The organism is Ahniella affigens (assembly GCF_003015185.1).
GTDB lineage: Bacteria > Pseudomonadota > Gammaproteobacteria > Xanthomonadales > Ahniellaceae > Ahniella > Ahniella affigens.
In genome coordinates, this window is record NZ_CP027860.1 from 3,505,810 (window position 1) to 3,517,739 (window position 11,930).

Sequence of the window (11,930 nt, forward strand, 5' to 3'; positions counted from 1 at the left end):
GAAGCTCTGTTCGCGGCTGAAGCCGCTCCCACAAAAACCCTCGCTCCAGACCCATCTCGCCGCAAGATTGCCGACCGCTTGATTGCCGACCACTTGTAGGAGGGCCTTCAGGCCCGAACCAAGCTCGCGGGAAGCCCTGTTCGCGGCCGAAGCCGCTCCTACAAAAACGGCCGCTCCAGACCCATCTCGCCGCAAGATTGCCGACCGCTTGTAGGAGGGCCTTCAGGCCCGAACCAAGCTTGCGGAAAGCCCTGTTCGCGGCTGAAGCGGAAAGCCCCGTTCGCGGCTGAAGCCGCTCCCACAAAAACCCTCGCTCCAGACCCATCTCGCCGCAAGATTGCCGACCGCTTGTAGGAAGGCCTTCAGGCCCGAACCAAGCTTGCGGAAAGCCCTGTTCGCGGCTGAAGCCGCTCCCACAAAAACCCTCGCTCCAGACCCATCTCGCCGCAAGATTGCCGACCGCTTGATTGCCGACCACTTGTAGGAGGGCCTTCAGGCCCGAACCAAGCCTGCGGAAAGCTCTGTTCGCGGCTGAAGTCGCTGCTACAAAACTGCCGCGCGTTGTCGCAAGGCCTTCAGGCCAGAAACCGCCTTGCGGTTCTCGTTCGGCAATGCCCTCGGAATCTTTGAATGATCTGTCTCGACCACTTGAGAAAGTGCGGATGCACTCGGTCAGCCATTCAACCGCCCAAGCAGTCGGTGCAGTTCGCGGAGTTCTATTTTCTCAACATCGCTCATGCCGACCCAACCAACTTCAGACTGCCGTTTAGTGAGATCCGCCAAGCGCTGTTGTCGCGTTTGGCGATCGAGGCTCGAGAGGGCATCGTTGAATTCGGCCTGCCAATGTTCAGGTGCCGCCGGAAAGTCCATCAACGCCAACTTGCGCAGCGCTTCGCCCTCTTCCCGTTCGGACAGCGTTTCGAGCAACAGGGCACTGGTAATCTCGGGACGGGCGCGGACGATACTCAGCATTTCCACGAACAAGCGCACGCCGGGTTGTCTCAGCTCAGAAAACAGATACGGCGGCTCGATCGCCAACGCGAGTTGCGGCTTCTGTAACAGGAGCGCAATGGCCGAGCGGATTACACTCAGCCGCACGGGATGGCGGTCGGACTGCTTGCGCACGACCGGCGCCGCAGCCTGCGGATTCGCGGTGGCTCGCATCGCAGCGACGCGGTCGTCCAGCATGGACTCGGCCTTTTCGCGAACACCACCCAGACTGCTCGGCAAGTTCCATCGGATCGTGCTCTTTTCGATGAGCATTTCCTGCATCCGGTCGCGGAACGCCCCCTCCGGAATGCCCGCAATCATTGACTTGCACTTCTCGGCGAGACGCGCGCGACCGTCAGCGGTACCGAGATCCGTTTCCACTTCTTGATGTGCAAAAAAGAACTCAGACAACGGCGCAGCCGACTTGAGGCGCTCCTCAAAACCATGCGCGCCTTCCTTGCGGATCAACGTGTCTGGGTCTTCACCATCCGGCAGAAACAGAAAGTGTGCCTGCCGACCATCACGCATGCGCGGCAGCACGTTCTCAACCGCGCGCCAGGCGGCGCTTCGACCCGCGCGATCGCCGTCAAAACAGAAGTAGACATCGGCGGCATTGCGGAACAAGAGCTCAGCATGATCGCGCGTGGTCGCCGTTCCGAGGGTGGCCACCGCCTGCGTGATCCCAAACTGAAACAACGCGATCACATCAACGTAGCCCTCGACCACAATCAGGCGCGAGATCTTGCTGTGCGCGAGCCGCACCTGGTTCAGCGCATAGAGCTCGCGTCCTTTCTGGAACAACGCGGTCTCGGGTGAGTTCAAGTACTTCGGACTTGCTTCCGGATCCAATACGCGACCACCAAACGCAATCACCCGACTACGTCGGTCTTGAATCGGAAACATCAGCCGATCCCGGAACTTGTCGTAGCTCCGCCCTTGGTCGTTGCTCGACGACAGGCCGGCTTGATCCAGCAACTTGCCACCGCCCGCACGCGCGCCCAACGCTTGCTTCAGCGCGTCCCAGGAGTCCGGTGCGTAGCCGATCTGAAAGCGCTCCACCATGGCGGGATCAATCCGGCGCTTGTCGAGGTAAGCCTTGGCCTTGTCGCTCTTTGGCAACTGCTGCTGAAAGAAGCGAGCGGCGGCGTCCAGCACCTCGTACAGATCGCCAAAGTCCCGCTCTGGCGTGCGCCCTGGCCGCTGCTCGTATGGGACCTTCAGACCAACGCGCCCAGCCAGATCTTCCACCGCATCGATAAACTCGACGCGGTCGTACTCCATCAAAAACTTGATCGCCGAACCGTGCACGCCGCAACCGAAGCAATGGTAGAACTGCTTCGTCGGGCTCACCCAGAACGACGGCGTGCGCTCATCATGAAACGGGCAGCGCGCACGAAACTCGCGCCCGGCGCGCTGCAGCGGCACGCGCGACTCCACGACATCGACAATGTCGGTGCGCGCCAGCAGTTCATCGATGAATTGTTCGGGGATCCGGGCCATGGCGCCCATGATCCCCGATTTGCGGTCGAATTCCCATCACCGCAGACCGCCTGGCCCGCGAAGATGCCCGCCATCCTTACTCGAAGCTATCGACGAACAGACCATCACCAGGCGGTGCTGGCAGCGGCCACACCCAAGCGCCACGTGAACGCGTGAATACCGCCAGCGTGGTGAAGCCGCGGTCGATCGACATGTCCCAAACCATCACGTGCGGCAAGCCTTCATGGCGCTGCCACGTGGGTGTTGCGGCAGTGATGTCGTCGGTGAAGTAGAGCCCCCAGTCGGTGCCCACAAAGACCTGATTGGGCAAGTTCGGATTCGCGAGAATCGTGTTGACTGGGATGTTCGGCAAGTTGCCGGTCTTGTCGGCCCACACAAAGCTGGCGCAGTTGGCCGTGCAGGTGGCCTGAAAGACATGCCCCGGTGTCGTCGGCGTATTCTGGTCGAACCCACCCACGGACGCATAAACGATCAGGGAATTGCTCGGATGGAACGTGACGTCCATGATCGGGCGATTGGGCAGGAAGGCGTTGTTGTCGGTCAGGTTCACCCACGTTGCGGTATTCGCAGTGCCAACACCCAGGCCACGGCCCCATTGCACATTGCCGTCGTTCGTTGCAACCGCTGCAAAGCTCGGATCATGTACGGCATGGGTCAGCTGATTGATAAAGCCGCGAGCGCCCAGCGGACTCGGGTTCTTGGTCAACGTTGGGGAATTCACGTACCACTGCGCCGAGCCCTGACCACCGGTGATGGTTTCCCAGACGCGCGTCGAGCCTGCGATGAGGCGCGTACAACCGTTGGCCGTCGTGCAGCCGCTTCCCGCCACATCCAGTGCGCCATAGCGATAAATTTCGAACGGCGCGACAAAGCTCTTTGTATCGCCCGACCAGGCTGGCGATGCGGACGAGGTACCGGAAGGACCATTGACGGCAACGACCATATTGCCGTTCTGACTGGAGTAGTACCAGCGTTGCCCGCCACCGGTACGCACAATCGGATCGATGCGCGTGAAGATGCCATCTCCACCAAGCCGAGTGGTCCAGGACGTCGCCGAAATTGGCTGACTCAAAATCGCCGTGTTCGAGCCGTTGTCCTGCGCACCACCACTGATACCGGGGCTGGTCGCATTGGCAAAATTCGCCGTAATGTCGCCCGAGTAGAACTCGATCGTGTTGAGCGTGTTGTTGATGGGGATGAAGGTCGGGCTACCGGCCGTGGCATTGCTCGAATACCACACGCCACCATCGCTACCGAGCAGCAGTCGAGCCGAATCAGTCCCGACGAACGCACGGGAGTGATGATCGACGTGGACGTTGCCACCCACATAGCCACAAGTCAGGTTATTGAACGCGGCACCACCATTCGTCGATTTGAATGCGTCGACCGCACTCGCATAGACGGTGTTCTCGTTGTTCGGATCAACGGTCAAGCCTGAGTCGTACCACATCTGCGTGCCTTCGGTATCGCAGCCGCCAAACGCCGATGCACTGCCAATCGCCGCCCAAGTCGTGGCGCGGTCCGTCGACTTCCACACGCCGAGAACCCCATTATTCAGATTGGTATCGGACACCAGGGCGTAGATCACCTGATTATTGGTCGGCGCCACGGCCAACTCGACGCGTCCCACGGCACTGCCTGCAGTCGTGCCATTACCCGTGCCAGCCGGCCAGTTGTTGTTGCGCAGGGTCCAGTCGCCGATGACGGGGCAACCGGTTGCCGGCAACGTCGCCCGGTAGACGCCATTGGCCCCATTGCGATCCAGATCGGGCTGCACGGGAGTCGGCGAACCGCGCGTCCCAATGGCAACCACCAACTCGGTCGTTGTGCCTGCGTCAATCGCGAGCAGGCCGGTCACGTCCTGTCTTTGCGTTGAGAAGGTGTTCGTGTAACAAGGACCCGCCCAGGTCGCGCCGGTATCATTGGAGACGAACAGCCCGGTCTTGGTGCCGACAATCAGATTCGCGCTGTTGTTCGGGTCCACCGCAACCTTGCCGATCGACTGATACTGCGGGAAATTGCCCACCAGAGGCGTTAGCGCGGGGCCGAACACGGAGAGCCCGAGCACGGTCCACGTTTCGCCCTTGTCGGCGCTTCGCAGCACCCCGGCCGAACCAAACGAAAAAGAGCCGTAGCGCAGGTCACCGGTACCCGCATAAATCACGTTCGGATCGTTCGGATCCATGGCGAGATCGCCAATCGCCGAGCTGGCGAGTTCCGGGAAATCGGTCTTGACCGTCCAGGTCGTTGCCGCTGAACAGCAATTCGTCGTCTTCCAAACGCCGCCGCCGTCGGATGCGATGTAGGCAATCGTGGTATCGCTCGGATCGACCAAAATATCGTTCGTGCGCCCGGCCGCAGCACTGTTCCCAGGATTCAGCGGCATCGGGCCCACCGCCGTGAATGCACTCGGATTCAGCGCCAACGGTCCGATTGGCGTTCGCAACCGGTTTACGCCAGCCGGAACGCCCTTTGGCACCCGATTGACTTCTTCTGCTGCGCTGACCAACCACGCAGGGTCAAAGCGCCCGGTCGGATAACTCATCTGCACCGCACGTAGATCGCCCGGACCAGGCGTCTTCTTCAGTTGTGCCGCCGGCATCTGCCACCAAGGCAGGCTTGCCTGTGTCGCGGACTGATTCACACAGCCGCCAAGCACCGTCCCAAGACCGATCAAAACCAATGAACTGCGAAGCACACGCATGAACCGCTCCCCGGTGGAATCAGCCCGGGAGTCTAACAGGCGCTGAGATATCGGTGCGGCCTCGCGAACGGTGCCATTTGACGGTTGACAGGGTCGGCAAACAGTCATCCGCGATTGCTGAGCGGACCGATCGTCCCTCTAGCGGGCTAAGCGCGCAGCAAACTATGCGTGAGAAAGCGGGGTTCTCACAACGGCACCGTGTCGCAAGTTACCCGCCCCGACCCGCGCCCACTCGCGTGGGAGTCCAGCCGCCCCTTTGGTGCGCCTATTCGAGCATCAAACGATCAGCGACGATGCGCGATTCTTGCGACGTCGCAGTATGGCAAGTAGCCCTCTCCCCGGCCCTCTCCCACTCGCGTGGGAGTCCAGCCGCCCCTTTGGTGCGCTTATTCGCGCATCAAACTGTCAGCGACGATGCGCGATTTTCACGACGGCACAGTGTGGCAAGTAGCCCTCTCCCCAGCCCTCTCCCACTCGCGTGGGAGAGGGAGCGCTCCCTCCCCCGCGATCGCGGGGGAGGGCTTTCGAGGGGGTTACTTGCGACCAAGATTGACACCACCCACAACCACGTTTGCTACACACGGCAAATATCTCTTGCGTGTTTGATGAGCGCTCTGACTGCTTGCGAGAATCGGCACGAACGCCCCTCACCGCTTGTATTCGAGTCCCAGCCAAAACTTGCTGACATCGGCCAGCGTGTCGGCGTCCTGAAATACGGCGTACTTCGCGATCCCTGACAGCTTGGGAGTAAATGCGTAGCTGGCACTGACGTCGAGTTCCTTGCCCAGATCCAAGTTGAGGCGATCACTCTCAAAGCGGTGCCAGGCCACGGTGCAGGTCAGTTTGTGGCAGGGCCCGGACCATGACAAATAGAGGTCATCCAGTCCGTTCGCGGGCGTGGTCAAGAAGCGGTCTGCCCAGCCATTGAATGCATGCAGCGTCGCAAACGGCGTCTGAAACGCGAAGCGGCCATCACCACTCAGCACCTCCCAACCCAGTTTGAACGAGTGCGCTTTCGCGCTGATCAACCCGGCCTCCAACAAGCGATAGTCCTGGTCGGGGCGATCAACCGCATCAGCCCAGTCTGACTGACGCGCATACTCGGCCGTGCCACTCCATTGCCAACTGGCAAACGCGGGGCATTTACCACTGTAGCGGACGCCGACTGTCCGCGCGGAACTCAACGGCTGGGTTTCGTTCTCGACAAAGTAGGCATACGCACTGACGCTGCCATTCGATACCGGCTGGGTGTAGTGAATGAGCGGCGCCTGCAGGTCCCACTCACGAAGCAGGGTGTTGGGGTGCGAATGCCCAAAGATGCGGTGCACGCCATCCAACCAAACGACATCCAGAACGCCCTTGTTCGGCAAGGTCCAGTTCACCACTGCGGCATCAAAGGTCTGCTCGTTCTGACGCCAGCCCACATTGCCAAAAAACCGCTGGTTGTCAAACAGCAAACGCTGCCGGCCAAGCTGCACTTTGACGCCGCTGCCGCTGTCGTAAGCGATCAACGCCTGATTCCACTCGGTGCCTTCGGGATCGCTGATCGGTGGTTGGGTGTTGCCGGGCGCCGCAGCAGTTGGATAATCATCGCCTAACGCGCGTACGTCTTCGACCTCGACGAACGCGCTGAAACCGTGCCACGCGCGCGTTCGAAAACCCAGTCGATTGCGCCACGTGAGTGCGTCTGATGTCTCGGCGAATCCACCGTCATCGACCGACTCGTAACGCACGCGCGAGTCCAGGCTGAAGGTGCCAAATGAAAATGCCCAGGGATTGCTGGGAGGCGCGACCGGCGCCGTTTGCGCGTGACCGGTGACGCTGGCAATTGCCAGCGTCAGGCCAATACAGAGAGCCGTTTTGCGGATCATGATCGGGGCCTCAGTAGACGTCGTGAACCGTGTTGAACGTATTGAACTTGCCGGTCGGTGTCACAATTTCCGGGCCCTTGATCACGGCCTTCAGCTTCAGCGTCTTGTCATCCACAACAACCAGAGCGCTTTCTTCCTTCGAGCCGCTCCACACCGAAAACCACACTTCATCGCCCGCCTGGTTGTATTCGGGTTGGACGACGCGTTTCGGGCCAGGCCCGAGCTTTGCCCACTCGGCGATCGGCAGCACCTTGTAGCCTTGGTCCAAGTGCTCGGTGTCGAACACGGCAACCGTCTGACTGAACTTGACGTCAGGATTCAACGGCGTATCAACATACAGATGCTTGCTCTTTGGATGCGTCTTGACGAACAACGAACCGCCGCCCTGCCCGTTCAGCACCTCGACGACTTTCCAAGCCTGATCGGGATGATTAACTGGATCCGTTCCGACCAGACTGATCTTCTCGTTGCCGAGTGCACTGGTCACCCAGACTGGGCCGTACTTCGGATGCACAAAGTTCGCGCCACGACCCGGATGCGGGATCTTGTCGGCATCCACCAGATTGACCATCTTGCGTTCCTTCGAATCGACCACAGCAATCTTGTTCGACTGATTGGCGGCCGTCAGGAAGTAGCGATGCGTCGAGTCCCAACCGCCATCGTGCAGGAAGCGCGCAGCATTCAGCGTTGTGACTTGCAGGTTTTCGATGTCAGAGTAGTTGACGAGCAAGATGCGACCGGTTTCCTTGACGTTGACAATGAATTCCGGGTGCTCGTGGCTGGCCACGATGGCGGCGACACGTGGCTCCGGGTGGTACTCCTGGGTGTCCACCGTCATGCCACGGGTCGATACGATCCTCATCGGTTCCAGCGTCGGGCCGTCCATGATCACGTACTGCGGCGGCCAGTAACTCCCAGCAATCGCATAGCGGTCTTCATAGCCCTTGTACTTGCTGGTCTCCACCGAGCGCGCTTCCAGGCCTACTTTGATTTCGGCCACGATCTGCGGCGGACTCATCCACAGATCGATCAAGTCGATCTTGGCGTCGCGGCCGATGGTGTAGACGTAGCGCCCCGAATCGGACATGCGGGAAATATGGACTGCGTAACCCGTCGGCAGTACGGCAACGACTTCCTTCTTGTCGCCATCAATGATCGCCACCTTGCCGGCGTCGCGAAGCGTCACCGAGAAGAAGTTCTCGATGTTACGGTTGTGCATAGGCTTGGTCGGCCGCTGATCGACCGGCACCAGCACCTTCCAGCTTTCGCGCATCTCCTTCATGCCGAATTCGGGCGGGTTTGGCGGATCATGTTGCAGGAACCGGGCCATGATATTGACCTCTTCCTTGCTGAGCTCACCCGAGGTACCCCAGTTCGGCATCCCCGCAGGCGAACCGTAGTTGATCAGCGCTTCCAGATACTGCGTACCCTTGGCGCGCGTGATATCAGGCGTCAGTGGCTTGCCCGTCGCACCTTTGCGCAGCACGCCATGACAGCCGGCGCAACGCTCAAAAAATATCTGCGTCGCGCGATTGAACTCCGGACGACTGATCGCCGGCGCATCAGGATTGACGACCATTTCGACTGTCTCAGACGGCACGGTTGACGCACCGGCCTGATACTTCATTTCGGCTTCCTTGGTTCCCGGATGCCGCTCGCCTTGTGCCGGATCGGTCGACACGGACAGGGTCTTACGGGCGGCGCCGACCTCAGCGGCTTTGACCGAGCCGCCCGGATTGCCCCAGCTTTGATAGACATAGGTCACGATGTTCGCAACATCGGCATCGCTCAGATGACTCATCGCGGGCATCACGTTGTTGTATTCGACGCCGTTGACGATGAGCTTCCCATTGATGCCCTTCAAGATCGACGAAAGCACCGAATTGCGATCGTTCTTGGCCAGAAAGTCAGAGCCAGCCAGTGGCGGAAACGCACCGGGCAAGCCGGTGCCCGCAGGTTGGTGACAGGCTGCACAATTTGCCAAGAAGGCCGCTTCGCCCGCCTGATTGCCTTGTTTCGGCAAGCGTTCGTTAACAGTATCGGATTCGGCGGCCAGTGCGGCGCTTGCCAACACACTCATGAACAGCAGTGCAGATCGATGTGCACGCATGATGTCCTCCTCTCAGGACGGTTGATTGCTGAGGCCCAGTGTGCGAGCCGCGGACCGAATTGAAACTGACGCAAATCAAGCGGACGCCAGATTGCTCGCACCCCAGGCGAAACCGCGAATTGCTTGATGTCGATCAAGGCAAATCCGGAGCAGCGCCCAGAACATGGCGCCATTCCTTGCGTTGGAGACACTCATGTCCACTTCCCTGTCGCCGCTCGTCTGTCTAATACTGCAGGCCATCTCCGCCGATTCGGTTGCAACCACCGAGCCCGTGGCAGTGACGAAGGCGACTGAGGCAACCCGCCTGGAGACCGTGGTGGCAGTCGGCAATCGTCGCGAGCAACGCCTCTCGGAGGTCGCCGGTACCGTCAGCGTGATCACGCAGTCCGAGCAAGCCGGTCATCTGGTCCAGAATCTTACGGACCTGGTTCGCTACGAACCGGGCGTCCATGTCGTCGAAGATGCGACCCGATTCGGCGCTCAAGGCTTCTCGATTCGAGGTCTCGACGGCAACCGCGTGCTGATGCGTGTCGATGGCGTTCCGGTTCGCGATGCGTTCAGTGTGGGCAGCTTTTCAAGATCCAGCCGTGCCGCGGTGGATACCGAACTGCTGTCACGCACCGAATTGTTGCGTGGCCCCGCTTCGACGATTCATGGCAGTTCTGCGCTCGCTGGCGTGGTTGACTTCCATACAGTAGGCGCCGACGACATACTGTCCGGAAAAGATCAAGGCCTTGGGATCGGGGCTCGAAGTACCCTATTGAGCCGTGATCAATCTTGGTCCAAATCCGCCTTTCTGGCCGATCGGTTTGAACAATCCGAATGGGTCGTCGGCTACGTGCAACGCACACGCGCCGAGCGAGACACGAATCCGCGACCTGGCGGATTGCCGGCGAATCCGCAATCCGCCACCGAACAGGCCGGCTTACTGAAATGGCAACAATTTGGACTGCCGATCGGCGATTTGAGTGTCGGCGTCGACGTGCGTTCTGCCGATACCAGCACCGACGTGCAATCACTTGTCCATGGGCCTTCGCAATACGCGAGTACCGAAGCCATGTTGGCACACGATGAAGAGCAGGACCTCCGGATTCGGGCTGCGCTCGCGCTCCCGGCGGCGCGCTTCGGTCTCGATAGTTTGGATGCCAGCTTGGCGATTGGGCGGTCGAAGGTGGACCAACGTACCCTGCAATGGCGTGCGGCCGAACCACCGCGCACTCAGCGCAATCGTCGGGACCGCCGTTTTGTATTCGATGAGTCCATGCTGGCATTCAACTTGATCGGCGATCGGCAGTGGGACCAGGGCTTTGCCAGTCATGCGGTGGCGTTCGGCCTCGACCTCTCCGAGGCCCGCGGCCGCGAGGCTCGTGACGGAGCCGAAACCAATCTGGTGACGGGCGCGAGTACCAACGTCGTCCTAGGGGAAGTGTTTCCGCTCCGAGACTTTCCGGAAACGGTCAGTCGCGAAGCGGCGCTGTTCGTACAGGACGATCTCCAAATCACGGATGCGTGGACCGTGATACCCGGACTGCGTTACGAGTGGTTTGCGGTGAATGCTGATCCAGATGCGCTCTACCACGCCGACAATCCCAACCAGCGGGTCAGTGACTTAAGCGACTCGGCCCTGACCGGAAAACTCGGTGTGATCTGGCAGGCCAGCGATCAGTGGCAGGGCTTTCTCCAGTACGCCGAAGGCTTTCGGGCGCCGCCAGCGAGTGACTTGAACCTCGGCTTCAATCTCCCCGCGTTCAACTATGTGGCGCTGCCAAACCCCGATTTGCGACCAGAACATAGCCGCGGCCTGGAACTGGGCGCTCGATGGTCAGGTGAGCACAGCAGCACGGAACTTGTGTTCTTTGAAAGTCACTACCGGGACCTGATCGAAAGCCGCGTGAATCTCGGCCGGAATGCTGAAGGCCAGTTGGTATTCCAATCGCAGAACCGCGCCAAGGCCCGAATACGTGGGCTGGAACTCCGGGCCAACGCCGATCTTCCGTGGCAAGGCTTCTCTACGTTTGCAAATCTTGCTGTCACCGAAGGCAAGGACCGTGTTCGCGACCAACGCCTGAACACAATCGACCCCGCCAAGCTCAGCCTCGGATTGACGTGGCAAAGCGCGAATCTGAATCATCGGGTGGAGCTCATTGGCACAGCGATCGCGCGACAAGATGACATCGCACCAAGCGCCACCGCCGCCTTTGAGTCCCCCGGAACGGGACTCGTGGATCTTTATTGGAGCTGGCAGCTGTCGCCGCAGTGGCGCGTCGATGCGTCTGCCAACAACCTGACCGATCGACGCTGGTGGGCTTGGTCGTCGGTGCGAGGAATGGCCGCAAACGCGCGCGAGATCGACCTTGCAACGCAGCCAGGACGAACCTACGGCCTGCAACTGGCATGGCATTGGTAGCCAACCCCGATCGCAATTAACGCCCGACCGAAACAGCGCCCAACTGGGCGCTGTTTCGTTTTGGGGAGCCTCTGAACAGATTCAAAGGCGATGCGGGCCATGACATGGATGACCCGCCCAGAATGAAGCACACCAGCGCTTGATCCCCGCGCAAATAGTCGGGACACGAGCCGGACTCATCGCGAATCCGAAAATTCAGGATGGACCGATCCATTCCCTCCTTAGGGGTCGAAAAAGCACGTACGCAAGCGACGCAACCCGGTACTTCCGACCTACTCTGCCAGGCTCTTGGTCGCTATCAGCGCTTCCATTGACCTATATCAACTTTGCGAAAACCGCAAAATCGCA

At 60.2% G+C, this 11,930-nt stretch carries 5 protein-coding genes; 1 reads left to right on the forward strand and 4 read right to left on the reverse strand.

Annotation, left to right across the window (positions count from 1 at the left end; translation table 11 throughout):
- Positions 1–672: 672 nt before the first annotated feature.
- The 4 genes from dnaG to C7S18_RS13605 form a co-directional block, all read right to left on the reverse strand.
- The gene (gene dnaG, locus C7S18_RS13590) at positions 673–2,490 is read right to left on the reverse strand and encodes a DNA primase (protein WP_106894028.1); all 1,818 of its coding nucleotides are present in this window, start codon (positions 2,488–2,490) and stop codon (positions 673–675) included.
- Between the two features lie 76 nt (positions 2,491–2,566).
- Positions 2,567–5,194, reverse strand: a complete 2,628-nt coding sequence (locus tag C7S18_RS13595; RefSeq protein WP_106892081.1) for a WD40/YVTN/BNR-like repeat-containing protein — start codon at positions 5,192–5,194, stop codon at positions 2,567–2,569.
- A gap of 647 nt (positions 5,195–5,841) precedes the next feature.
- Entirely contained in the window at positions 5,842–7,065 is a 1,224-nt protein-coding gene (locus C7S18_RS13600; protein ID WP_106892082.1) for an alginate export family protein, read from the reverse strand.
- A 10-nt stretch (positions 7,066–7,075) separates the two neighbouring features.
- Complete coding sequence (locus C7S18_RS13605) at positions 7,076–9,175, reverse strand: cytochrome D1 domain-containing protein (protein ID WP_276309410.1); 2,100 nt, start codon at positions 9,173–9,175, stop codon at positions 7,076–7,078.
- A gap of 193 nt (positions 9,176–9,368) precedes the next feature.
- On the opposite strand from C7S18_RS13605, the gene C7S18_RS13610 reads away from it, so the two are divergent.
- Entirely contained in the window at positions 9,369–11,582 is a 2,214-nt protein-coding gene (locus C7S18_RS13610) for a TonB-dependent hemoglobin/transferrin/lactoferrin family receptor (RefSeq protein WP_170113265.1), read from the forward strand.
- Positions 11,583–11,930: the final 348 nt, after the last annotated feature.